18 protein-coding genes, 2 tRNA genes and 1 pseudogene are annotated in these 23,205 nt (G+C 47.5%); 8 read left to right on the top strand and 13 right to left on the bottom strand.

The annotated features are described in order from the left end of the window. Window positions 1-59: 59 nt before the first annotated feature. The 3 genes from HMPREF3139_RS10245 to HMPREF3139_RS10235 all read right to left on the bottom strand — a co-directional run bounded on the left by HMPREF3139_RS10245 (window position 60) and on the right by HMPREF3139_RS10235 (window position 1,512). Window positions 60-135 (bottom strand) — tRNA-Val (locus HMPREF3139_RS10245). 125 nt (window positions 136-260) lie between these two features. Further along, window positions 261-854: a GTP cyclohydrolase II gene (gene ribA / locus HMPREF3139_RS10240; RefSeq protein ID WP_063068903.1), complete on the bottom strand. Its 594-nt coding sequence runs from the start codon at window positions 852-854 to the stop codon at window positions 261-263. Continuing rightward, entirely contained in the window at window positions 847-1,512 is a 666-nt protein-coding gene (locus HMPREF3139_RS10235) for a hypothetical protein (RefSeq protein WP_070461982.1), read from the bottom strand. The genes ribA and HMPREF3139_RS10235 overlap by 8 nt, the downstream gene beginning before the upstream one ends. A 162-nt stretch (window positions 1,513-1,674) precedes the next feature. On the opposite strand from HMPREF3139_RS10235, the gene HMPREF3139_RS10230 reads away from it, so the two are divergent. Both HMPREF3139_RS10230 and HMPREF3139_RS10225 read left to right on the top strand, forming a co-directional pair. Beyond that, window positions 1,675-1,759 (top strand) — tRNA-Leu (locus HMPREF3139_RS10230). 123 nt (window positions 1,760-1,882) lie between these two features. Continuing rightward, window positions 1,883-3,223, top strand: coding sequence for a DUF2868 domain-containing protein (locus HMPREF3139_RS10225; protein WP_070461980.1), 1,341 nt, complete (start codon window positions 1,883-1,885; stop codon window positions 3,221-3,223). A gap of 73 nt (window positions 3,224-3,296) precedes the next feature. Here the strand turns inward: HMPREF3139_RS10225 and HMPREF3139_RS10220 are convergent, their stop codons facing one another. From HMPREF3139_RS10220 to grpE, 3 genes are all read right to left on the bottom strand, one after another. Continuing rightward, on the bottom strand, window positions 3,297-3,515 hold the full coding sequence (locus tag HMPREF3139_RS10220; RefSeq protein ID WP_070461978.1) for a hypothetical protein: 219 nt from the start codon (window positions 3,513-3,515) through the stop codon (window positions 3,297-3,299). Window positions 3,516-3,770: 255 nt separating this feature from the next. Further along, window positions 3,771-5,699, bottom strand: coding sequence for a molecular chaperone DnaK (gene dnaK, locus HMPREF3139_RS10215; RefSeq protein ID WP_049348822.1), 1,929 nt, complete (start codon window positions 5,697-5,699; stop codon window positions 3,771-3,773). Between the two features lie 304 nt (window positions 5,700-6,003). Beyond that, window positions 6,004-6,564 carry a nucleotide exchange factor GrpE gene (gene grpE, locus HMPREF3139_RS10210; protein WP_070461976.1) on the bottom strand — a complete coding sequence of 187 codons (561 nt, stop codon included), beginning with the start codon at window positions 6,562-6,564 and terminating at the stop codon, window positions 6,004-6,006. 150 nt (window positions 6,565-6,714) lie between these two features. On the opposite strand from grpE, the gene cysE reads away from it, so the two are divergent. Next, window positions 6,715-7,533, top strand: coding sequence for a serine O-acetyltransferase (gene cysE / locus HMPREF3139_RS10205; protein WP_070461975.1), 819 nt, complete (start codon window positions 6,715-6,717; stop codon window positions 7,531-7,533). Between the two features lie 74 nt (window positions 7,534-7,607). Here cysE and HMPREF3139_RS10200 read toward each other — a convergent pair whose 3' ends face one another. Then, complete coding sequence (locus tag HMPREF3139_RS10200) at window positions 7,608-8,198, bottom strand: tyrosine-protein phosphatase (RefSeq protein ID WP_070461973.1); 591 nt, start codon at window positions 8,196-8,198, stop codon at window positions 7,608-7,610. 127 nt (window positions 8,199-8,325) lie between these two features. Here HMPREF3139_RS10200 and mnmC point away from each other — a divergent pair, with 127 nt between their 5' ends. Further along, window positions 8,326-9,936 carry an FAD-dependent 5-carboxymethylaminomethyl-2-thiouridine(34) oxidoreductase MnmC1 gene (gene mnmC / locus HMPREF3139_RS10195; RefSeq protein WP_070461971.1) on the top strand — a complete coding sequence of 537 codons (1,611 nt, stop codon included), beginning with the start codon at window positions 8,326-8,328 and terminating at the stop codon, window positions 9,934-9,936. 209 nt (window positions 9,937-10,145) lie between these two features. Here mnmC and HMPREF3139_RS10190 read toward each other — a convergent pair whose 3' ends face one another. Beyond that, entirely contained in the window at window positions 10,146-12,563 is a 2,418-nt protein-coding gene (locus HMPREF3139_RS10190; protein ID WP_070461969.1) for a TonB-dependent hemoglobin/transferrin/lactoferrin family receptor, read from the bottom strand. A gap of 54 nt (window positions 12,564-12,617) precedes the next feature. Beyond that, entirely contained in the window at window positions 12,618-13,613 is a 996-nt protein-coding gene (locus HMPREF3139_RS10185) for a Slam-dependent surface lipoprotein (protein WP_070461967.1), read from the bottom strand. Window positions 13,614-13,980: 367 nt separating this feature from the next. Between HMPREF3139_RS10185 and HMPREF3139_RS10180 the strand changes: the two genes are divergently transcribed. Continuing rightward, window positions 13,981-15,522 (top strand): surface lipoprotein assembly modifier, encoded by a 1,542-nt coding sequence (locus HMPREF3139_RS10180; RefSeq protein WP_070461965.1) that lies wholly within the window; start codon window positions 13,981-13,983, stop codon window positions 15,520-15,522. A gap of 120 nt (window positions 15,523-15,642) precedes the next feature. Here the strand turns inward: HMPREF3139_RS10180 and HMPREF3139_RS10175 are convergent, their stop codons facing one another. Beyond that, entirely contained in the window at window positions 15,643-16,266 is a 624-nt protein-coding gene (locus HMPREF3139_RS10175) for a biliverdin-producing heme oxygenase (protein ID WP_070461963.1), read from the bottom strand. A 413-nt stretch (window positions 16,267-16,679) separates the two neighbouring features. Between HMPREF3139_RS10175 and HMPREF3139_RS10170 the strand changes: the two genes are divergently transcribed. The 3 genes from HMPREF3139_RS10170 to HMPREF3139_RS10160 are packed head-to-tail and all read left to right on the top strand — an operon-like array spanning window position 16,680 to window position 20,166. Beyond that, complete coding sequence (locus tag HMPREF3139_RS10170) at window positions 16,680-17,990, top strand: paraquat-inducible protein A (RefSeq protein WP_083290081.1); 1,311 nt, start codon at window positions 16,680-16,682, stop codon at window positions 17,988-17,990. After that, a complete protein-coding gene (gene pqiB / locus HMPREF3139_RS10165; protein ID WP_070461959.1) occupies window positions 17,987-19,648 on the top strand; it encodes an intermembrane transport protein PqiB in 1,662 nt (553 codons plus the stop codon). The genes HMPREF3139_RS10170 and pqiB overlap by 4 nt, the downstream gene beginning before the upstream one ends. Then, window positions 19,648-20,166 (top strand): PqiC family protein, encoded by a 519-nt coding sequence (locus tag HMPREF3139_RS10160; protein WP_070461956.1) that lies wholly within the window; start codon window positions 19,648-19,650, stop codon window positions 20,164-20,166. The genes pqiB and HMPREF3139_RS10160 overlap by 1 nt, the downstream gene beginning before the upstream one ends. 55 nt (window positions 20,167-20,221) lie before the next feature. Here the strand turns inward: HMPREF3139_RS10160 and grxB are convergent, their stop codons facing one another. The 3 genes and pseudogenes from grxB to HMPREF3139_RS10140 form a co-directional block, all read right to left on the bottom strand. Next, complete coding sequence (gene grxB / locus HMPREF3139_RS10155; protein WP_107769234.1) at window positions 20,222-20,857, bottom strand: GrxB family glutaredoxin; 636 nt, start codon at window positions 20,855-20,857, stop codon at window positions 20,222-20,224. Between the two features lie 106 nt (window positions 20,858-20,963). Continuing rightward, the gene (locus HMPREF3139_RS11345; RefSeq protein ID WP_225905466.1) at window positions 20,964-22,790 is read right to left on the bottom strand and encodes a hypothetical protein; all 1,827 of its coding nucleotides are present in this window, start codon (window positions 22,788-22,790) and stop codon (window positions 20,964-20,966) included. 39 nt (window positions 22,791-22,829) lie between these two features. Beyond that, a pseudogene (locus HMPREF3139_RS10140) lies at window positions 22,830-23,205 on the bottom strand (hypothetical protein); the annotation flags it as partial.

Here is a 23,205-nt window from a genome sequence, read left to right as displayed (position 1 = left end):
TACTCTAACCAACTGAGCTACCACCGCGCATCCACTGTCAAAGACAATGAAAGGAAACTTGGTGGGTGATGACGGAGTCGAACCGCCGACATTCTGCTTGTAAGGCAGACGCTCTACCAACTGAGCTAATCACCCGATAAGCCGACATTAAATCAAAAAATCAGACCATGCGCAAGGTTTTTATTTAAATAAAAATATATCCCATTGAAAGAATATAGAATATTTTATTTAGCCACAAAAATCACCGTTATGCCTATCCATCAATCAAAAATCAAATGTCCCAATTTATCCGCTTTAGTATGCAGATAACGTTCATTTTCCACATTTTCGCCGACATGTAATGCAATCCGTTCGACCACATTAATGCCGGAATCTTTCAATGTTTGGATTTTTTCAGGATTATTGGTCAACAACTTGACTTCACGAATATGCAGATAATCATAAATCTGCTTAGCCAAAGTAAAGTCGCGTGCATCAACAGGAAGGCCGAGTGCAACATTGGCTTCGACCGTATCCAAGCCCTGATCTTGCAGACGATAAGCACGGATTTTGTTTATCAAACCAATGCCCCTGCCTTCTTGGCGCAAATATACGATAACGCCACGCCCTTCTTTCTGAACGGCCTGCATCGCCGCTTGAAGCTGAGGGCCGCAATCACATTTCACCGAAAATAAAGCATCGCCGGTCAAGCACTCGGAATGAATACGCGACAACACAGGCAGGCCGTCTGAAACATCGCCCATCGTCAATGCGACATGCTCCTGACCACCCTCTTCTTCAAAGCCGTGCATGGTAAATTCGCCCCATTCCGTAGGCAAACGGCATGACGCGACAAACTTCAAGGCGTTACTCATTTTCCGCTTCCTCGCTTTCAGTCACGCCCAAGAGGTTTTTCAAAGGTTCCGCCAAGGCTAATGCAAGGGCAATCCAAGACACCAATACTTCGTCTGGCGCGCCGTCTTTGACATCAAACTCGGCATGCACCACACCTAAAACCGCACCGCTGGGCATACAGACAGGAACAGAAATCTGACTCAAACCGGGATGATTGCGTTCGGCCGACAATTCACCAATTTCCTGCCAATACGCCACATTCTGACAAACATTCATCCAACCGCTTTGCGCCGTACGCACAGCCAAAAAAGCCTGTCCGGCCTGCTCGTCGATTGGAATTACATTTTCCAACGGCACGCCCCAACGGCTCAGTCGAACCAGCGACAACGCGCCATCTTTCGGAAACGCTGTATAAACCGCTGCGCTTTTCAAATGCTCAGTGCGCTCGGCAACCGAATCCAAAGCCATAAAAATCTGTTTCAGCAACAATTCATGTTCGGCATCAACATAATCCACCAACTGCCAACCGTCTTCAGACGGCCACAAAATCGAACGCTCAACCGAAGCATTGCCCATTTTAATCACAGCCTGGGTAGTCAAATAAGCAACATGTATCTCATCCGCAGGCAACTTCAAACCTTGCGTCTGCAAAAAATCTTTAATCAATAAAGCAGGCATCTGCCCTTCCTCACCAAATAGTAAAGTTGAGGCCGTCTGAAAACAAACCCTGCTTTCAGACGGCCAGAATAAACCATTATATAAGGGATAAACCGAAAAATTCAAGCAAACAAGACTTTGCGCCCCCATTAATCTTGTGTATAATCCACGGTTCAAATTAGTGCGGACGTGGCGAAATTGGTAGACGCACCAGATTTAGGTTCTGGCGCCGCAAGGTGTGAGAGTTCGAGTCTCTCCGTCCGCACCACACTAAAAATGAGCAGCTTTCGGGCTGCTTTTTTTACATCTATTCCACTACTATACACCCCATTCGAAATCGAAACTGCTTTTACAGCTGTTTCCATTGTATCTTTCAGACGGCCTATCATTTATGTTGAATCCATCGCAAAAACTTGTCGAATTGGTCCGTATCCTTGAAGAACGTGCCTATATTTTTCCGGGAGATCCTGTGCAGGCGACGGAAGCGTTGCGACATATTGACGGCGGCAATGAGGAAAAACTGATACGCCGCGCTCAAATTATCGACCGCGACAAGCATTTGAAATATGTGTTGCAACAGGTGGAGACAGGCTCGTTTTGGCTTTGGATTGTTGCGGCGACGTTGTTGTTTACGGTCGGTTTTTCCAGCACTTATCTTTTGATGGACAATCAGGGACTGAACTTTTTTCTGGTGTTGGCCGGGATTTTGGGCATGAATACGGTCATGCTGCTGGTGTGGCTGGCGACTTTATTCCTGCGTTTGAAAAATGTGCACTTTATCAGCAGTCCGGCAACTTGGTTCCGTGGAAAGGACCCGGTTAATCAGGCAATTTTGCGGCTTTATATGAACGAATGGCGCAAACCGCAAACGCGTTGGCTGATTGGCGCAACCTCACACAGTCTGTGGCTTTGTACGCTGTCGGGAATGTTGGTTTCTGTTTTGCTGCTGCTTTTGGTGCGTCAATATACGTTCAACTGGGAAAGTACGCTTTTAAGCAATACGGCATTGGTGAAAACGGTTGAGGCTTTGTCATGGCTGCCGGAACGTTTGGGCTTTCCTGTTCCCGACAGTCAGGCCGTAATTGCAGGCCGTCTGAACAATCATATCGAAGATGCACGCGCTTGGGCGGGTTTACTCATCGGCAGCATTGTCTGCTATGGTATTCTGCCGCGCTTGCTTGCTTGGCTGGCTTGCAAGATTACTTTAAAAACCCTTCGCGAACGTTTGGATCTGAATCAGCCCTACTATCAAAACATTCTCCGCACATGGCAGACGAAGATTGTTGATGCCGATGATTTTCAGGAGAACATCGTTCCCGTTTCATCTAAAATTACGCTGAACAATGCGCCCAAATGGGCTGTTACTCTGGAAACGGAATGGCCTGAGCCGCTTTGGTTTTCCGGCGTTTTGGCGCAAGAGTGGGTAGACAAAGGCGTAGTCGCCGGCAGAAAAGATTTGGAACAATTGGAAGCCGAATTGAAACAAACTCCGGCGCAACTTCTCATCGGCGTACGCACGCAAACTGTTCCCGATCGCGGCATTCTGCGTCAAATCAGCCGCTTGGCCGAAGCCACGGATGGCGGCGTTATCATTCAACTTTTGAATCAAGACAGTTTCTCTGAAGATTTGGATACCAAACTAGATTACTGGCGCGATGCGCTGGCAGAAAGAAACATTGCCTGGCTGGAGCCGACCCGTTTGGCACAAGAAAAACGTCAAAGCGCTATTTGACAGATAAACCGAAGGCCGTCTGAAAACTGATGTTTGGGTTTCAGACGGCCTTATATATTGTTGAGGATTCATCTTAATGAGGTTCGTGGCGATGCTCTTGATGATGTTTGGGCTTGGCTACGTGGTGTTTGGCTTTAGGTGCAGGTTTTTTCATTTTTTGCGGTTTGGCTTTTTTGTGCATACGCTCTTGTTTCGGATGCATTTCATGTTTGCCGTGTGCAGAAGCGACTGGAGCCAATACCAAACCGGCAGCGGCAACCATCAAAGAGGTCATTTGAATCAGTTTTTTCATATTTATCTTCTTTCAAGAGGTTGATTTGAGGTAAAAATAAGCATTTATTCGCACTCAAGCGATGGGGCTTTGACTGTCAGCTGCTGTCAGCATTCGGCGAAATCTGTTCAAAATTCGACAATAGAAATATGGTAACACGATGATGTAGCAAGGTTTTGAAAGTTTACCGTCAATTTTGACAAAGCGTCTTTACACATTCCCCAAACAATAAAAAGCGCGAACCTTTCGATTCGCGCTTTTTTCAGACGGCATCAATTATTTTTTGTCATCTTTTACTTCTTCAAAGTCGGCATCTACAACGTCGTCGTCTTTCTTAGCAGAAGACTCGGCTTGTGCGCCCTCGCCTGCTTGTGCTTCGGCTTGCGCTTGAGCGTAAACCATTTCGCCCAGTTTTTGGCTGGCTGTACCCAAAGCTTCGGCTTTAGCATCGATAGCGGCTTTGTCGTCGCCTTTAACGGCTTCTTCAGCTTCTTTCAACGCAGCTTCGATTTTTTCTTTCTCAGCCGCGTCGAGTTTGTCGCCGTAGTCGGCCAAAGATTTTTTCACGGAGTGAATCAGGGCTTCGGCTTGGTTGCGTGAAGCGACCAATTCAGTCAGTTTTTTATCTTCTTCAGCGTTGGCTTCGGCGTCTTTCACCATGCGTTCGATTTCTTCTTCGCTCAAACCGGAAGAACCTTGGATGGTGATGTTGGCGGCTTTGCCGGTGCCTTTGTCTTTGGCAGAAACGTGCAAGATACCGTTGGCGTCGATGTCGAAAGTAACTTCAATTTGTGGCATACCGCGTGGTGCAGGTGCGATGTCGGTCAAGTTGAACTGACCCAAAGACTTGTTGGCAGAAGCGCGTTCGCGTTCGCCTTGCAGCACATGGATGGTTACAGCGCTTTGGTTGTCTTCGGCAGTAGAGAACACTTGAGACGCTTTAGTCGGAATAGTAGTGTTCTTTTGAATCAGCTTGGTCATCACGCCGCCCATGGTTTCGATACCCAAAGACAGAGGCGTTACGTCCAGCAGCAATACGTCGCTGCGGCCGCCGCTCAATACTTCGCCTTGAATCGCTGCGCCAACGGCAACGGCTTCGTCAGGGTTCACGTCTTTGCGAGGCTCTTTGCCGAAGAAGTCTCGAACGGCTTCTTGTACTTTCGGCATACGGGACTGACCGCCGACCAAAATCACGTCGTCGATGTCGCTGGTGCTCAAGCCGGCATCTTTCAATGCGATTTTGCAAGGCTCGATAGAACGTTGGATCAAATCTTCAACCAGGCTTTCGAATTTGGCACGGGTAATTTTCATGGCCAAGTGTTTCGGACCGGTTGCGTCCATAGTAATGTACGGCAGGTTGATTTCGGTTTGCTGACCGCTGGACAATTCGATTTTGGCTTTCTCGGCAGCTTCTTTCAGGCGTTGCAGAGCCATGACGTCTTGTTTCAAATCAATGCCTTGTTCTTTTTTGAACTCGTCAATGATGTAGTCGATCAAGCGTTGGTCGAAGTCTTCACCGCCCAAGAAGGTGTCGCCGTTGGTGGCCAATACTTCGAATTGTTTGTCGCCGTCGATGTTGGCGATTTCGATGATGGAAATATCGAAAGTACCGCCACCCAAGTCATACACGGCAATTTTACGGTCTTTGCTGTCGCCTTTGTCCATACCGAATGCCAAAGCGGCTGCGGTCGGTTCGTTGATGATGCGTTTTACTTCCAAACCTGCGATACGGCCTGCGTCTTTAGTCGCTTGACGTTGGCTGTCGTTGAAGTAGGCAGGAACGGTAATCACGGCTTCGGTTACTTTTTCGCCCAAGTAAGCTTCGGCTGCTTCTTTCATTTTACGCAAAACTTCTGCGGAAATTTGAGGAGGAGACAGCTCTTTGCCTTGTGCTTTCACCCATGCATCGCCGTTGTTGGCTTTGATGATTTCGAAAGGCATAGATTCGATGTCGCGTTGTACTTCTTTGTCTTCAAATTTGTGGCCGATCAAACGTTTGGCGGCGTAGATAGTGTTTTTAGCGTTGGTTACTGCTTGGCGTTTTGCAGGCGCGCCGACGAGGATTTCGCCGCCGTCCAAATAAGCGATAACGGAAGGAGTGGTGCGTGCACCTTCTGCATTTTCGATCACTTTGGTTTGACCGTTTTCAGAAATGGCCAAACAAGAGTTGGTTGTACCTAAGTCAATACCGATTACTTTTGCCATATTATATTGCTCCTAATAAATAAACTTTTCTAAATTAATAATCCTGTGGAACATTTCGTTCCGATGGCTTGTAAATAAGGTTGCTTCATTTTTTTTCAAGGCTTAATTTGAATTTTTTTTTAAATTAAATTCAAGTACTTGATTTATTTATCCACAAGCCGTTTATTCTTTTTTCAGATGGCCGGCTTTAATTTTCCGATTCCGGTTTATCGGAATGATTTTCCAATAGCGGAACATCGGGCTTTGAAACCAGATAAGGCCGTCTGAAGATTTTATGCTTGATAAACTTTATCAAGCGGTGCCTTCAATCTTCTTTTTTCGCCACGACAACCATCGCAGGACGCAGCACGCGGTCGGATAATGTGTAACCTTTTTTCATCACACTGACGATGGTATTCGGCTCTTGCTCGCTGACGACTGCCTGCATCGCTTGATGTTGGTGCGGATCGAGTTTGTCACCCGGCTGTGGGTTGATTTCTTTAATGTGTGTGGCATCAAATGCTTTTTGCAGCTCGTTCAAAGTCATTTGCACGCCCATTTTCAGTGCATCGAAATTGCCGCTTTGGTCCAGCAGCGCCATTTCGAGATAATCTTTAACCGGCAACATTTCGGCCGCAAATTTTTGTCCGGCAAATTTATGGGTATCGGCGATTTCCTGCTGATGGCGGCGACGTAGGTTTTGCTCGTTTGCCAGACCGCGTAATTCGCTGTCTTTGAGCTGGCCTTCCAACTCGGCAATACGCGCCTGAAGCTCTTCGTAAGTCGGTTCTGCTTGTTCGGTTTCAACCGCTTCAGCAGTTTCTACGGCTGCCGCTTCTTCTGCTTCGTGTTGATGTTGTTCGTTATGCTCCGTCATTTCTGACATCCTTTTAGCGTGTTGATATTCGATGTTTCATATATAAGGCCGTCTGAAAAAACTTCAAGCATTTGAACGTCGATTATCAAATACCTTGTTAAAAGACGTTGGAAAACGGTAAGATAGCCATCTGATTTTATTCTTCAGACGGCCTCGAATATGAAAAAAGACCATTTGAATTCAACCGATTTTAATCTGTGGCACACCATCCGCGAAGAAACCGAAGCGGCCGCCGCGGCCGAACCGATGCTGGCAAGCTTCCTGCATCAAACCGTGTTGCGCCACGATTCGCTCGATTCGGTACTTGCCTACCATCTTTCCAGCAAACTCGGCAGCCCGATTATGGATGTGCGCGCGCTGTTTGAAATCTATCAGCAGGCTTTGAGCGTGGACACCCGTATCAGCAAATGCGTCGAGGCCGACTTGAAAGCCATTTACGAGCGCGACCCGGCTTGTGATGAATATTCGCTGCCGCTGTTGTATTTCAAAGGTTTCCACGCCGTACAGGCGCACCGCATCAACCACTGGCTCTATCAAAACGACCGCAAAACGCTGGCGTATTTCCTGCAAAACCGCATGTCGGAAGTCTTCGGTGTCGACATTCACCCTGCCGCCCGTTTCGGTCACGGTTTGATGCTCGACCATGCCACCGGTTTTGTGGCCGGCGAAACCGCTGTCTTGGGCAACAATATTTCCATCCTCCACGGTGTAACGCTGGGCGGTTCGGGCAAAGAAAGCGGCGACCGCCACCCGAAAATCGGCAATGGCGTGATGATTGGTGCGAATGCTTCGATTTTGGGCAACATCCGCATCGGCGAAAATGCCAAAATCGGCGCAGGCAGCGTGGTGGTTGCCGACGTACCGTCTTCGATTACCGTTGTCGGCGTACCGGCCAAACCTGTCGGCCGCTCTTCCAAAACTCCGTCTGCCGATATGGATCAAAGCATTCAATTATCGACTACGGATTTTGTGATTTAAGTTATCTGCCATTAAAAAAGGCCGTCTGAAAAAACAAATCTTTCAGACGGCCTTTTATGATTTAAATCTTGGTATTAATCGCGTTTGCGCAAGGCTTCCAAGTGCATTTTAACCTGCTTGACTTTCTCTTCGGTAAACAGGTTGGCAATGTTTTTCCAAATGCTGTGATAACCGTAAGGACCATGTTGCATTTCGGCTTTTGCCTCCTCCACCGACCAGCCTTGATAAATAATGCGGTACATTCCGGCAATCAAACCGGTACGGTCCGCACCGTGATAACAATGGATAAGCACTGCGCCGTTTTGCTGTTGTTTTTCAATCAGGTATAGGATTTCCGCAATCTCTTTCGGCTTAATGCTCCATGACAGCAACGGACGGTTTAGCAAGGTCAAACCATGCTCTTTCAAATGGTCATCATCGTTGCGGTCAAAAAAGCGCAAGTTGATCACGCTTTGAATGCCCAGCTTGACGATGGCTTCGCCATCTTCGGCAACAGGCTGCTCGCTGCGGTAAAGCTTGTCGTCAATACGATAAAGGTTGGCATCGTGTTTGACGGGGGTTGCCCAGCGTTCGGACTGAACGGCTTTGCTGCCGTTATCCGGCGACGCGGACGAGCAAGCGATGGGCAAGCCGGAAGCGAGAAGGCACAATAAAAGACGGCGCATAAAATTCCTGTATGAAAATCAATTGAAAATCAAAATATCATGCGATTCTATCAAAACCCGTTCGGATATTCTATCCGCGCAAACCGCGTTACAATAAAGCCTCTTTTTTTTCAGACGGCCTTTCATCATGACCTGCCTTGCTTGGAACACCACACCTTCCCTTGCTGCCCTTTGCCGCGCCATCGAACAACATAGCGCGCCGCTTTATTTGATTGTCTGCCTGCCTGAAAACCGTATTCCCGATTTTCCATTATCGAATCAGCCATCCGAGCTTGAAGGCCGTCTGAATAACCGCCTCGTTCAAGCCATGAAATGTCTTCAGTTCAACAGCGTCAATGTTTTGGAAAATCTCTTGCCTGACGTGCACCTTTGGCTGGCTCCACTACACCGCGCCAACCACTTACACGAACATTTCCATCATATCGAATGGCAAACCGAAGCCATACCCCAATCCGCCCCAACTCCCCTAAAACCTTGGTTCAGACGGCCTGAACATCAAGCCGCGCCCGAACACGTCCTGATTATCGGTGCAGGTATTGCCGGCGCAGCGACCGCGCGCAAACTGGCTGGACACGGCATACGCGTTACGGTTTTGGAGGCAGGCAAAGCGGCGCAGGCAGGCAGCGGCAACCGACAAGGCTTGCTCTACGCCAAAATCTCGCCACACGATACCGAACAAACCGAGCTGCTGTTGACAGGCTACGGCTACACGCGCCGATTGCTGGAAGACTTGCTGACCAACTCCGACGTATGGGGCGGCGACGGCGTATTGCATTTGAATTTTGACGACAGCGAACGCAAACGCAATCAGGCCTTAGGTTTGCAACACCAGCATAAACACCTCTACCGCAGCGTATCCGCCGAAGAAGCTGCGCACATTGCAGGCATGGACGTATTTTCAGACGGCCTTTACTGGCCGCAAGGCGTATGGATGAATCCGCCCGCCATCGTGCATACCTTATTGAATCATCCGCTGATTGAGTTGCACGAACACTCGCCGCTGACCGCCGTATCGCATGACGGTACACAATGGACGGTACACACGCCGGACGCGCATTTCAATGCCAGCCATATCGTTTACTGTATGGGCGCGCACAGCCCGACTGCCGCCGACACCAACGTCTCCGCCCTGCCTTTCCGCCAAATCCGCGGACAAACCGGCGTTGTGTCCGCCAGCCCGTTTTCACAAAAACTGCGTTGCGCCATTTCCGGCGAAAGCTACATCAGCCCGAGCTGGCAAGGCCGCCACTGCTACGGCGCGACATTTATCCTCAACAGCAACGATGAAACTTGGTATCCGTACGAAGAAACCAAAAACCGCGCCGCCCTGCAACAGCTCAATCCGCCATTGGCACAATCCCTGTTTGAGCAAGATTCGTTTTCAGACGGCCTTCAAGACACACAAGGCCATGCCGCCCTGCGTTGCGACAGCCTAGACCATTTGCCCGTTGTCGGCGCACTCGGCGACATCGCCGCCATGCAGTCTGCCTATGCCAAACTGGCATTAGACAAAAACTACCGCCTCGACAGTATCCCCTGCCCTTACCTGCCTAATGCCTACATCAATACGGCACACGGCACACGCGGCCTGGCGACAGCCCCCATCTGCGCCGCCTCCATTGCGGCCGAAATACTCGGCTTGCCGCATCCGCTATCGCAAAGGCTGAGAACCGCGCTGCACCCCAACCGCGCCATCATCCGCGCGATTGTTCGGCAGTATCCGTTGTTGTCCGTTTAAAATTTTCGTTTTAAATAAAAAAGGCCGTCTGAAAGTCATCAAAACTTTCAGACGGCCTTTAGCTATCCGTTAACTGCTTAGAATTTCCATTCCAGCGATACAGCGTAATTGCGGCCTGGGGCGCGATAGCGGTCTAAGCCTTTGCCATCGCGGTCAACCCCGTTGGTGGTGCTGTAGCTGTACCAACCTTCCTTTCTGTTCTAATTACCTTAGAACTTAGCTTCAAGTGTAAAGTTGTAACTTCTTCCTGGTGAAGAGAAACGCTCTATACCTGCATGTGTCTTATTATCAACACGATTAACTGTACCAAATTCGCGGATGCTGCGCAGCGATTCCCAAGTATAGTATTTTTTGTTGCCGATGTTGTACGCACCGGCGCGCAGGGTGAAGTATTTGCCCAAGTTGACGTAGCCTGTCAGGTCGAAAAGCGTATAGGCTTTGCTGTGCTTGGCAAATGGCCATGGGTTGTTCAAATCATCACTGCTGTGAACGGTGTCAGACGGTTTTTTAGCTGCGGTGTGTGTCAGGTACGCATTGATACCCCAGCGTTTGGAGGGAGCATCGTAGCCCAAATTGTAAACGGCAGACCACGGGGAAAGGGCGTTAATCGGGGTTTCCTGTCCGTTGGTTTGTTTGGCTTTGCCTTTGATGTAGCTGACATTAACACCTGCGTGCGTGCCTTGCGGCAAACCGATGCTGTCAAGGTTCCATGTGCCGTTAAATTCCAAACCTTTCACCCATGCGGAGGAACGGTTTTGGTTTTGCCAAACGGGTGAGCTGACCAATGCGGTACCGTCGGAAATCGGTGCATAATTAGGGCTGTTGGGGTTGTCTGAGGACACGCCCATGTAGGTCAGTTCGATAAAGTTGCGGTAGCGGGTTTGGAAGCCGGAGAGTTTAAAGTTTCCGGCTTTGCCACTGCCGGCAAGTCCCAGTTCGAAGTTTTTGGCGGTTTCTGCCTTAAGGTTAGGGTTTGCTTTAAGGTAGAAGTCAGGATGCGGGAACAATAGCCAGGTTTCGTCTGAAGTCGGCGCGCGGAAGCCAGTGCTATATTTTGCCAAAAGATTCAGACGCGGCGTGAATTTCCAGTCTAATCCTAAACCGTAGCTGAAACCGCTGTGTTTACGCTCGCTGCCAAGATAGGGGATTTGACCGCGGATGGCAGGGGTATAGTTGGGGTTGTCCTTGGCTTTGCTGCTGCTGTTGTCGTAGCGAACCCCGGCATTGAGGCGGTATTGGCTGCTGTCGCCGAATTGGAAGGTGTTGTTCCAGTAGGCAAAACGGTTTTTGGACGAGCTTTCGACCAGCATAGTCAATTCTTGGTTGTTGGACGTTTGGTATTTCGGGTCATATAGGCGTACCCAATAGCTATGGTCGCTATTACCGTTATCGTTTTTGGAGCCACCTAATCCGTATTGCATTGCCCATACCGATTTGGAGAAGTCGATTTGTTTTTCGGCATCGGCACCGAATTGGGTATTTTTTTGACGGATGTTGCGGAACATATGGTACACGTCGCTGTTGACACCGTTACGGCCATAATCCGTCGGCAAGTCCCAGGTCCAAGTGCTCATGTCGATGGTTTGACGGTCGTAACGCAGGTTGAGGTTGTCCCATGGTCCTTTGTCAAGTTGGTTTTTGTATTCGAAACCGATGCGTTTGCGGTAGGAAATATCTTGACGGGAACGGGTGTCGCCCAGTGCGTCGCCTTTCCAGTCTGCCGCCCACATATTGGACAATTCAATCGTCGTGCGGTCGGTGCGTGAATCTTCGTAAATCCAGCCGATACGGTTTTTATCGTTGAAGTTGTAACCCAGTTTGAACAGGGTGCTTTTGTTTTCCCAGTCTTGAGGGTCAGGTTTGCTGCGCGCTACACCGCGGCTGCCGTAGTTGGTCATACCAGCATTCGGACTCCAGCTTTGTTTGTTGTCAGTGATGACGGTATCGGCAGCGTCGCTGTTGTTTTTGGTTTCTTTACCGAAACGGCGGGTGTAGACCATCAATGCGTCCAGACCCAACCAGGTTCCTGCGGCGGTTATGCTGCTGAATTTTTGGCTGTTGCGTCCGATATAGCCGCCTTTAATGCCTAAGTGGTAGGGTTTTTCTTCGGAAACATAGTCGCTTGCGGATTTGGTTTTGTAGTTGACGGCACCGCCCAATGCGCCGCTGCCGGATTTAAGCGAGTCCGCGCCTTTGTTAAGGGTTACTTCCGAAAAGTTTTCGGGTTCGGACGTGTTGCGGTTTGCATTGAAGTTGCCGTATGCACCGAACAACTCTTGAAACGCTTCAGACGACCTGCTTTCTGCTTGTGCCAGTCCGTCCACGTTGATGGCAACGCGGTCTTTATCGACACCGCGTATGGTAAAGCCGTTGGAACCGGAACGTCCGCCTTCAACGACGCTGATGCCCGGATCGTAACGCACCAAGTCGCTTTCATCGGAGACCATTTGTTTATCCAAAACCTGACGGCGGATTTTCTCTTCACCGAGTTTTTGTACTTTGCGGCCGCCAATGACTTTGACTTCATTCAACTCCTGATAAGCTTGAGGAATAGGATCGGCCGCTAAGGCAGGGAAAGTTTGGCTGACAATAGCTGCCAGCAGTACAGGTTTAAAATGGAAGGACATTTTTTGCCTCTTAATATATATTGATTATCTATTATTGGAATGCTTGATGTGCAGTTACTTGCTGACAGGTGTCAAACTTGTATCCGTCGTATTGCGGTCGTCATCATTCTTCACGCCGCCGAACACGGTATCCAACGATTTATCGGCATCAAAGGTAACTTTACCGCCTATACTGACTTCTGTTTTATCGCCGTTAAATTGACCAAAAAATTTCCCTTCGACTTTGCCGTTTTTACCATCGGATTCGGCAGTGCCTGAGAAATCAACGCCGTTGATGCCTACATCTTTCATCACAACGTCCGGACCGTAATCAGCATTACCTAAAATCGTGCCGCCGAGTTTGTTGGTGTTGAAATTGGCTGTCAGCAGTGAAAGTTTGGGCGTGTTTTTTTCAGACGACCCGGAGGATTTGCCCGGATCGTAGGTTGAGGTAACGATATTGCCGTTGCGGACGCGGACAGCCCAAACTTCGTATGTAGTCTTGCCTTTTGCCACTGTACTGTCTGACGGAGTGTAATAAGACGGTTTCGCCGTTCCGACGGGTTTGCCGCCGACAAACAGGTCTGCCGTGCCGTCTGCATTTATCCATGCGCCGAATTTGAGGTGGTCCTGTTTGGTTGCCGGTGCATAGGTGAATTGTCCCGAACTACTGCAACAGACAAACAGTTTACCACCTTCAGATAAAGGTTGTCCTTCATGGCGTGTACGAAGGGCATAAGACGGGCTGGAATATGATGGGACAATCGGATCAGAATATGAACTAATGTTGTAATAGTTACCAGAAGGGGTTTGATAGACATATTGTTTATCGGTATAGCTGTAGCCCCATGATGTTTTCACTTCGAGTTCCGCTTCACGCAGACTGCCGCCTTTATCGGAAAGGGTATTAATGGTCTTTACTGCATTGCTTTCATCGCTCAGCTTAACATTGGCAATAGGTTGCGCTGTCGGAATAGCAACGGGAACTTTGGGTTCAGATGCACCTCCACCTGCACATGCAGTCAAAATAAAGGTAGTTGCAATAGGCACTATAAATACATTAATTTTCATAACCAATCTCTCTAAAATACAAGCTTCTCAGATACAATAATGATAAGTATTACTAATAATATGCAATATTGTGTAACAAATATTTTATTTTAGCAATACCAATATTTTTTCTATCAGTAGTTAGGGTGAATCTTTATGCCATCCTCTCTCTGTTAAATATATTTACGCAATTTATAATCCTATAAAAATAAATAAGTTATATTTATTTCGTAAATTTGCCGTTATAATGATAAATCTAAATACGAATCTGTATTTTTTATGCAAAAATAAAATCACCTGAGATGTTTCAGGCAGTTTTATGATAAGAGCAAATCCCTTATTAGAAACGATTTGCCCTCAGATATACATATATTTCGGATGACTTTAAATGCTAAAAATAAAACAAAAAATTGTCTCAGCTTCTTTGTGCTACCTATTGCCGTCAGCAGCCTTTGCTGAATTTCCCGAAGAGGGTGTTCGGCAGAATATTTCTTCTCAGAATACTGCTGTACAAGTACAACAGAAACAATGGTTAGATATTCTATCTGAGGAGGAAAGGTCGCCTGAAAAGAATGAGAATATAGGCAGACCAACTCTGGTTAATGATGATTTTTTAGCGGCAAACCCGCATATTCTTGAAGACGCACTGGTTCAAGCACTTAACAGCAATAGCGCAGACCTGGTTTCCTCGCTTGTCGCCCTTTACCGTAAACAGCCCAACCACAATCCCAAACTGATTGCGCGTGCCGATGCTTTGCTGGCAAAGTTGAAAGGACGGACTTCCGAAGCGGTCGAACGTTATCGTACCCTTTATGAATCTGACGTTTCAGACGACCGCATATTGTTGGATTTGGCAGCAGCAGAGTTTCAGGACCATCGCTTGGGTGAGGCAATGATGCATTTTCGTCATGCCGCGCAACGCGATATACCTGTCCCCGTTTTGGAAAATGTCAAACGTTTTCAAGAAGCCGTCAAACGGCAGACAGAATGGAAATGGTCTGGTGGAATCAGCCCCGTGCATAACGATAATGCCAACAACGCTGCTCCGCGTTATTGCATCGAAACAAGGGGGCAAACCGCATGCAGTGTTACCTTACCTGTCAGTGCCAACGGCTTGAATTACGAATTGAACACCGAAAAACTCACCCCATTGCATGGGCATCACGCTATCAAACTCCGCGCCAACCTCAGCGGCACAAGCTATTTTTTCGACCGCCAATCGGCTTACGACGATTCGTTCGGCAGAGCTTATTTGGGCTGGCAACGCAAGGACGGCAAACAAACCGTCAGCGTTTTACCGTTTTATCAGGCACAGTTGGCAGGCAGCAGCGAGTTTGACAGCAAAAAAGAAAATAACCGCCGCGTTGCACCTTATATGCTGGCTCACGGAGTTGGCGTACAGCTTTCGCATATGTTCAATCTCGGCAATGCGACTCAACTTTACTACTCACTGGAACGCTACCGCCAAAACTATCGGGAAACTGATCGTGCACTGCGCAATGATGGTTGGCACGACAGTACTTATCTTTCCCTGGCTCGCCGTTTTGGCAACACGACTCTGTTCGGCGGTTGGCAATACAACCGCTTTGTTCCTGAAAACAAAAACATACACAATATTGAGAACAATGCAGCCTACCACCGCAACGGTTTCAATATAGGTTGGATACAGCAATGGCAGGTTTTAGGTGGGCTTAACAGCAGACTTACCGCTTCATTTGCCAACCGTCGCTATAAAGGCATTATGGCATTCGGCACGGAGCCGCAACGCAATCGGGAGCGCGCTCTCTCTATCAATCTTAGTCACAACAAATTATCTTATAAAGGCATTACCCCTACTTTGAATTATAGTTATAGTCACACCCGTAGCAATGCACCCTATGCAATGCGTAATATTCATCAATGGTCATTAGGTGGTGAATGGAATTTTTAAAAGAGAATCAAATCTGAGTAGGTATAAGACAGCAACCCGTTCAAACAAAACTTTGTAGTGTAATTAAAGGTCTCTGCAAACATCTACGCCGAGACCTTGTCTGTTTGATTTAATTATTTTTTAGAGTCTGTGCGGTGTCATACCTTCAGGTGCTTCCGCACCTTCCGGCAAACCGAAAGTTTCGCGCAAAATCACTTTATAGAAGGCAAACGCTTCGCACGCACCTTGAATGGCTTCCGCCTCGGCTTCGGGAGTCAAGTTCAAAGCGTTCAGATGCTCGACAAAAGCGCGCCAGTGTTTGCCTCGGCCGTTTGGATGAGGAGCTAGGTGGCGTGCTCCGAATTCACCGGTGTATTCGAGTTTTTGAGCGTGTTTGAACAAGAATGCCGCGCCCAAATTAGAACCTTCGGCACAATACAGCCAGCCGATGGCTTTATTACCGGTTTCGTGTGGCAATTCTTTGTCAAATTTGTAAGGCTCTTCGCCCAAGTCTTTCAAGTCTTGAGTCACGGCATCGTAACGCGCCATGTATTCAAGCTCTGGAATGGCTTTGTTCAATTCGGCATCTTTATAGATGTGGTCGACGGCCTTATGGAAAACAGATTGAAGTTTCAAGAATTTGATGTAGTTTTCTTTGCTGGAAAAAGGTTGAACGGACATAACCAAGTTATCAACGCTGTCGTGTGTAACTGTGGTTTGCTCTTTTAAGCGTTTGGCGAAAGTCAGCTCTTGGGTTTCACTCATGATGTTTACTTTGAATTAAGAGACTAATAGTTTCAGATGGTTTCAGACGGCCTTTATGGTTAAAAATCCGTCTAATTTGAAAAGAATCGTTTTAAAAACAAAGAAGATAATTTTTAGCCTACTTCAGGTTCGTTGACCGTGTACCTTCCACAAATCTACAAGGATTATCGTGTTTTTAAATATTGAGAATATATCTTATTTTTATCCTAATGGAAATAAACCAAACTAAGACCTATTAATAAAATTTAACGGTCCATAGCAATAAACTTCTGAAGTCTTTTCAAACTTTTCAGACGGCCCAAACCTTATTAAGCAGCCGCAATTCAATCAAATATCGACCTAAATTTGGGCTATCCTTCTGTTTTCCTTTATAATGCGACACTCTTTGCACCTTCTTTATCCCCTGCCGAACCATGAAACGGATTCCTGCCTACCATCGCTGGTGGCGCTACAAGTCTTATCTTCCTGATGCGACGCTGCCTGCACATACGGTGGAATGCCCAGATTGCGGCTGCCGTATGGATATTCCGCGCCTGCGTCAGGGACAGGAAGCGCATTGTCCGGTGTGCAACCATGAAATTGTGGAAGTGGAAAACAATCCGTATATCGCGCCAATTGCCTATGCGCTGACAACCTTGATTCTAATGGCGTTCGCGTACAATATGGTGTATATCCGCGTGGATTTGTTCGGCGTGACATCGATTTTGTCGTTGCCGCAAATGATGCGGCTTTTGATTTCGCTGGATTACGGTTTTCTGGCGGAAGTGATGTTTATCCTCACCTTCGGCGCGCCCTTACTGTTTTTGCTGCTCTGTCTTTATGTTTATACGGCCTTGATACGCGAAAAGGCCTACCCTGCGCTGCGCTTTGCAACGCGCGTATTGGTTCGGCTGCGTCATTGGATTATGGTGGATGTGTTTTTCATTTCCACTTTGGTGGCATATATCAAGCTCTCGTCCGTTGCCACAGTAGAGTTCGGCTCAGCGTTTTATCTGATGTTTCCGTTGTCGGTCATGCTGATTCGGACTTCGGTATCGATTCCGCAGCATTGGGTTTATTATAAGATTCACCGTTTAACCGGCGGCCATGCGGTTCAGACGGCCACTGAAGACAAAATCTGTTGCAGCCGTTGCCTGTATTTCCGCGATAAAGACGAGCAGCCTTGCGGCGTATGCGGTGCGGACTTATACCGTCGCCGCCCGAAAAGCCTGAGCATTTCGCTGGCGTTTTTAGTCGCGGCGTTTATCCTGTATTTCCCTGCCAACATCCTGCCGATTATGATTTCGTCAAATCCGACGGCTTTGGAGATCAATACGATTTTCAACGGCATTGTTTATATGTGGGACGACGGCGACCGATTGATTGCCGTGATTATCTTTAGTGCCAGTATTATGGTGCCGGTTTTGAAGATTATTGCGATGGCGGTTTTGATTTATTCCGCATACTTTAAACCTGTGATGAGCGCGGACAAAATGTCGGTTTTGTATCGGATTACCGAATCCATCGGCCGCTGGTCGATGATTGATATTTTTGTGATTATTATTTTGATGAGTTCGTTCCACACCAATATGGCGCGCGTCGTGCCGGGTGGTGCGGCGATTTACTTCTGCCTGGTCGTTATTTTGACCATGCTTTCGGCCTATTATTTCGATCCCCGTCTGATTTGGGACAAGCAACAGCAGCTTTCAGACGGCCTTGATTCTGACCAGACCTTAACACAATGAAAAAACACGACTCTTCACCCAATTATCACGCACCGGCGCGTGTCAAGAAAACCAATGTCTTCACGTCTGTCGTGTGGCTGATTCCGCTGATTGCACTGATTGCCGGCGGCTGGCTTTTGATTAAAGACATCCGCAACCGCGGCCCTGTCGTTACGCTGTTGATGGACAGCGCCGAAGGCATCGAAGTCAACAACACCATTATTAAAGTGTTAAACGTCGATGTCGGACGCGTTACCCGCATCAAATTGCGCGACGACCAAAAAGGCGTGGAAGTCACGGCCCAACTCAGTGCCGACGCCAAAGACCTTATCCGCAGCGATACCCAATTTTGGGTGGTCAAACCGCGTATCGACCAAAGCGGCGTTACCGGCTTGGGAACCTTGCTTTCCGGCTCATATATTGCATTTACACCGGGCAAAAGCCAAGAAACCAAAGACGTATTTGTCGTCCAAGACATTCCGCCGATTGCCGCCATCGGTCAAAGCGGCCTGCGCCTGAATTTGATCGGCAAAAACGACCGCATCCTCAACGTCAGTAGCCCGGTTTTGTATGAAAACTTTATGGTCGGCCAAGTAGAAAGCGCGCATTTCGACCCGTCCGACCAAAGCGTGCATTACACCATCTTCATCCAAAGCCCCAACGACAAACTGATTAATTCCTCCAGCCGTTTCTGGCTGGAAAGCGGCATTAATATCGAAACCACAGGCAGCGGTGTCAAACTCAACTCCGCCCCTCTGGCTGCCCTGCTATCCGGCGCGATTTCCTTTGACTCGCCTAAAACAAGCGACAGCAAGAACGTCAAAAGCGAAGACAGCTTCACGCTTTATGACAGCCGCAGTGAAGTCGCCAACCTGCCTGACGACCGCTCGCTGTACTACACCGCGTTTTTCAAACAATCCGTACGCGGCCTGACTGCCGGTTCGCCTGTCGAATACAAAGGCCTGAATGTCGGCGTGGTTTCCGATGTCCCTTATTTCGACCGCAACGACAGCCTGCATTTGTTTGAAAACGGTTGGATTCCCGTACGCATCCGCATCGAGCCTTCCCGTTTGGAAATCAATGCCGACGAGCAAAGCAAAGAACATTGGAAACAACAATTTCAGACAGCCTTAAACAAAGGCCTGACCGCCACCATCTCCAGCAACAACCTACTGACCGGAAGCAAAATGATTGAGTTGAACGATCAGCCTTCTGCCTCGCCTAAGCTGCGACCGCATACCGTTTATGCAGGCGATACCGTTATCGCGACCCAAGGCGGCGGTTTGGACGATTTGCAAGCCAAAGTGGCCGACTTGTTAGACAAGTTCAACAATTTGCCATTGGATAAAACCGTTGCCGGCTTGAACGGTTCGCTTGCCGAGCTCAAGTCCACACTTAAATCTGCCAATGCTGCCCTAAGCTCTATCGACAAACTGGTCGGCAAACCGCAGACACAAAACATTCCGAACGAGTTGAACCAAACCCTGAAAGAATTGCGTCAAACCCTGCAAGGCGTATCGCCTCAATCGCCTATCTATGGCGACGTACAAAATACGCTGCAAAGTTTGGACAAAACCTTAAAAGACGTTCAACCCGTGATTAATACTTTGAAAGAAAAACCCAACGCGCTGATTTTCAACAGCAGCAGCAAAGACCCTATCCCGAAAGGAAGCCGATAATGCGCCTCTTCCCGATTGCCGCCGCCCTGACGCTTGCCGCCTGCGGCACTGCGCAAAGCACACAATATTTCGTCCTGCCCGACAGCCAGTACATCCGACCTGATGCCCATGGCAACGAAATCGCGGTCAAAGTCAACCTTGCCGAACCGCTTGCCAACGGCGGCCTCGTTTACCAAACCGATGCCTATCATGTGAATCTAGCGAAAAACCACCTTTGGGCGGCACCGCTCGATGGCGCATTGTCAGCAAATCTCAGCAACAAGCTCAACCGCCTCAATCCGCATCGCACCTTCGTGCCTGCTTCACGCAGCCAAAGCAGTCAAACCCTGAAAGTCTATATCGAAGCCTTCCAAGGCAGCTATCAGGGGCAGACCACCATCAGCGGTTATGCACTATGGCCGGACGGACGCAGCAAACCGTTTAACGCCATTACGCCGCAACAAGGCGACGGCTATACCGCCATGCTCGAATCGTTGGAAAACGGTTTGTCACAGGTTGCCGATACGATTGCCTATTAAACCAAAAGGCCATCTGAACATTTTCAGACGGCCTTTTTTATGTTTCAAACATTCATCACAATGCGCGGTCAAAATACAAAGCCACGCCGGAACGCTCGCTCATTGCCAACAAATAATCCATCAATTTTTGCGGCCATTGGATACCGCGCACAACGGTCAGGTTGCGCAAAATAGGGAACGTCAGGATATCTTCCAAACTAATTTCTCCACCCAAGCCCTCGCCTTCGCACACCAGCGCTTCCAGTTCTGCCAAGTCTTGATGCAGACGCTCCAGATATTGCGCCGTTTTGTTCAGATTAGTCTCGAAATTGCCGATACTTTTCTCTTTTTTGTCGATAAAGTATTTTTTCGCTTCATCGGTCTCAAATTCGGGCAGGCCGATTTTGACCATGCGCGGCTGTACCAATTTATTATTGTATTCGCCCACTTTATCCAACCAAGCCTGCATTTCTGGACGAACTTCCTCTTTCAGACGGCCTTGATCGATATAGCGGACAATATCCAAACTTTCGCCCATAAACGAACCGTCTTCTTTTTGCAAAATCGGCACTTGTTTTGAGCCAATCATGCCAATCGGCATGGCTTCGTCATCATTTGCCAAGACAACCTCTTCCACCGCCACATCACGCAAGCCGAAAATCATCCGCGCACGAACACAAAACGGGCAATGGTCGTAAATATACAGTTTCATTAAAAATCCTCCGAAAATGGGTTTGATTGGGCAAAGGCCGTCTGAATGCCTCACGCAAAAGGATTATCCTGCCAAATATCTTTGGAAACCATATCTGATAACGTGTTTATACGGCCGGGATATATGCAGTATTGTCTCCGGGCAGTATAACCGATGTTGAAATTTCCGTCGGATACACGACATCAGCGGCTGTCTCTGCTGAAATTTCACCTGCCAACTCATTGTAAATTCCTTTGTCGTTTTGGAAATCAATATCGGCAACCTTACGCCTTTCCCCGTTTTCCAAAACCACTTCTGATTCAAATAATATTTTATTATCGGCTTCATCTTTCAGATTGATTTTTGCAAAATCCAAAGAGATCGACTGGATATCCCAGTCGGACAATAGAGAAAGCTCTCCTTCCTCCGTTTTCCCGTTACTGTTTTCGTCATGCCAGATTCTTAGCTCGCCCCACAATTCATCATATTGATTAATGATATTATTATTGTCGCTGTCCAAATCTTTCAAAGCTTCTACGCCGTTTTCTGCGCGCTTGCCGTCAGACATAACTGTTGCCTCACCAAACATCTCCGTTCCGTCGTTTACCATGCCGTCTCCATTTTTATCCCAAACCAAAAAACCGCTGCCTTTTTTGAGCCAAGCCGTCTGTTCGGCCATCCCGTCGCCATCCATATCAAAACTCACTCCATCCTCCACCGAAGTCGTGAGCAACTCTTCTCCATACAGCTCGATAGCAAGAGGAGTATGGTAATTTTTGGCAATTTGGTCAAAATTCTGCTGAAGATTATCCACTCCGCCCTGCAAATCAAGTGAAATATTGGCTTTGTTCAGTAAATCCTGCAAAGCTTTCAAAGCTTCGTTTTCATTATGAATTTCTTTGCCTTTTCCTGATGCCTGTTCGGATTTTTGCTGTTCGACCAAAGTAGCCAAGCGGTTCACTGCATTGGAATGAAGCCTACTGGCTGAAGTAATCAGTGCCGCATACGCACTTTTTGAGTAATTTACTAAATTATCGTTGAAGCTGACACTCTTGCCCGCGCCACCGATACCGAATTCAATCGCCCCCTGCTTTCCGCCTGAAGAATAATATAACGCTGTTCTTGCAGCCGTCGTTACCGTACCGTCTGCCAAACGGCTGTTGGCAGGTACAAATACCACCATCAGCGTAGGATTTCCACGTGCCATCATCGGCATCAGACTAAGCGGCATATTTGGATCGGTTTTCTGAAAGCGAACCCGCTCGTCACCTACGCCAAACAGTCTGTTGGGATGGTCAGGCGCTGCTTCATCCATTCCTGATTGCAGAATTTTTTGCTTTTCGGCCGGAGTTTTACCGTTTAGCAGGTTTGGATTGGTTTCCTTAAGGAATACAGATTTCGCCCATGTCCAATAAGTATGGTCGGGCTGTCCGCTGGGGTTTTGGGTTTTCATTTTGTGGGCAAAATAATCAACAGCCTGTTGTTGGTTCATCGCCTTGATTGCTGCCGTATCCGATCCGTATTTGGTTTCTTTGGGATTGTTCCGCAAATCAAACTGAAAACGGTTGTATTCGGCTTTTCCTTCTTCATACAAAAAACGGCGGGCATACTCATTTGCAGTAAGGTTTTTTGTTGGATTTCTCTCATCAGCAAGATCTAGTCTATAAAGAGTATCAGAAATACCATGCTCGATTTCATGGGCATAATCAGAAGCCGTAAGATAATCTTTTCCAAATACCATCTCACGGTATTCAATGTCTCCTCTTAATTTTCTCGTTGTATAAGTGGCTGGAACATGATGATCGACACGAATACTTGATAGCCCCCATTTATTGATAAAAATATGAGTCTTTTGCATAATAACATTATCCCGCATGATGCTATCAATCTCCTTTTTAGGCATGCCCATGCGAATAAAATGCTGCCGAATTTGTGCATTTTGAACTGTTGCCATAATAATTCTCCTATTAATTGTTTGAGTAAATTTTTAATTTTAATTGGTGATAAAATAATCTTTTTTATATAAATAATTTTTTTTATATTGAATATAAGATATTTCCTTGCTACATCTCATATTTTCTTGGTTATCATGCATAAAGTATAGAGATACACTATCATGAATAGACAATCTTGCATGAAAATTCTTAATATGACCGTTGTTGTCAATAGCCTCTAATGATTTTTCTAAGTTGTCAATATCCTTTAATGATTTTCCAAAACTTACAGCAGAATCAGAACAAAATATCGGTCTAAACATTGGATGCCAACCAATGCTTGGCAGGGGCAAATCCTCGGGATAACGGTTGTCAGGAAACAGCGAACGGTAATGCTTTAAATAATCAGGCGTTGCTTCGATTTCTAAAAAAGTA

Origin of the sequence: Neisseria sp. HMSC15G01 (assembly GCF_001808255.1) — a bacterium.
In the GTDB taxonomy this organism is placed as follows: domain Bacteria; phylum Pseudomonadota; class Gammaproteobacteria; order Burkholderiales; family Neisseriaceae; genus Neisseria; species Neisseria subflava_A.
The sequence above is the reverse complement of the archived record's forward strand: the minus strand, read 5'-3'. Positions and strand labels throughout refer to the sequence as shown.

Bases quoted from the DNA above. Each gene is read 5' to 3' on its own strand.
- cysE (WP_070461975.1), top strand. From the start codon at position 6,715: ATGAAAAAAGACCATTTGAATTCAACCGATTTTAATCTGTGGCACACC.
- HMPREF3139_RS11345 (WP_225905466.1), bottom strand. From the start codon at position 22,790: ATGGCAACAGTTCAAAATGCACAAATTCGGCAGCATTTTATTCGCATG.
- mnmC (WP_070461971.1), top strand. From the start codon at position 8,326: ATGACCTGCCTTGCTTGGAACACCACACCTTCCCTTGCTGCCCTTTGC.
- HMPREF3139_RS10220 (WP_070461978.1), bottom strand. From the start codon at position 3,515: ATGAAAAAACTGATTCAAATGACCTCTTTGATGGTTGCCGCTGCCGGT.
- pqiB (WP_070461959.1), top strand. From the start codon at position 17,987: ATGAAAAAACACGACTCTTCACCCAATTATCACGCACCGGCGCGTGTC.
- HMPREF3139_RS10170 (WP_083290081.1), top strand. From the start codon at position 16,680: ATGAAACGGATTCCTGCCTACCATCGCTGGTGGCGCTACAAGTCTTAT.
- dnaK (WP_049348822.1), bottom strand. From the start codon at position 5,699: ATGGCAAAAGTAATCGGTATTGACTTAGGTACAACCAACTCTTGTTTG.
- HMPREF3139_RS10200 (WP_070461973.1), bottom strand. From the start codon at position 8,198: ATGCGCCGTCTTTTATTGTGCCTTCTCGCTTCCGGCTTGCCCATCGCT.
- HMPREF3139_RS10160 (WP_070461956.1), top strand. From the start codon at position 19,648: ATGCGCCTCTTCCCGATTGCCGCCGCCCTGACGCTTGCCGCCTGCGGC.
- grxB (WP_107769234.1), bottom strand. From the start codon at position 20,857: ATGAAACTGTATATTTACGACCATTGCCCGTTTTGTGTTCGTGCGCGG.
- ribA (WP_063068903.1), bottom strand. From the start codon at position 854: ATGAGTAACGCCTTGAAGTTTGTCGCGTCATGCCGTTTGCCTACGGAA.
- HMPREF3139_RS10225 (WP_070461980.1), top strand. From the start codon at position 1,883: ATGTTGAATCCATCGCAAAAACTTGTCGAATTGGTCCGTATCCTTGAA.
- HMPREF3139_RS10180 (WP_070461965.1), top strand. From the start codon at position 13,981: ATGCTAAAAATAAAACAAAAAATTGTCTCAGCTTCTTTGTGCTACCTA.
- HMPREF3139_RS10235 (WP_070461982.1), bottom strand. From the start codon at position 1,512: ATGCCTGCTTTATTGATTAAAGATTTTTTGCAGACGCAAGGTTTGAAG.
- grpE (WP_070461976.1), bottom strand. From the start codon at position 6,564: ATGTCAGAAATGACGGAGCATAACGAACAACATCAACACGAAGCAGAA.
- HMPREF3139_RS10190 (WP_070461969.1), bottom strand. From the start codon at position 12,563: ATGTCCTTCCATTTTAAACCTGTACTGCTGGCAGCTATTGTCAGCCAA.
- HMPREF3139_RS10175 (WP_070461963.1), bottom strand. From the start codon at position 16,266: ATGAGTGAAACCCAAGAGCTGACTTTCGCCAAACGCTTAAAAGAGCAA.
- HMPREF3139_RS10185 (WP_070461967.1), bottom strand. From the start codon at position 13,613: ATGAAAATTAATGTATTTATAGTGCCTATTGCAACTACCTTTATTTTG.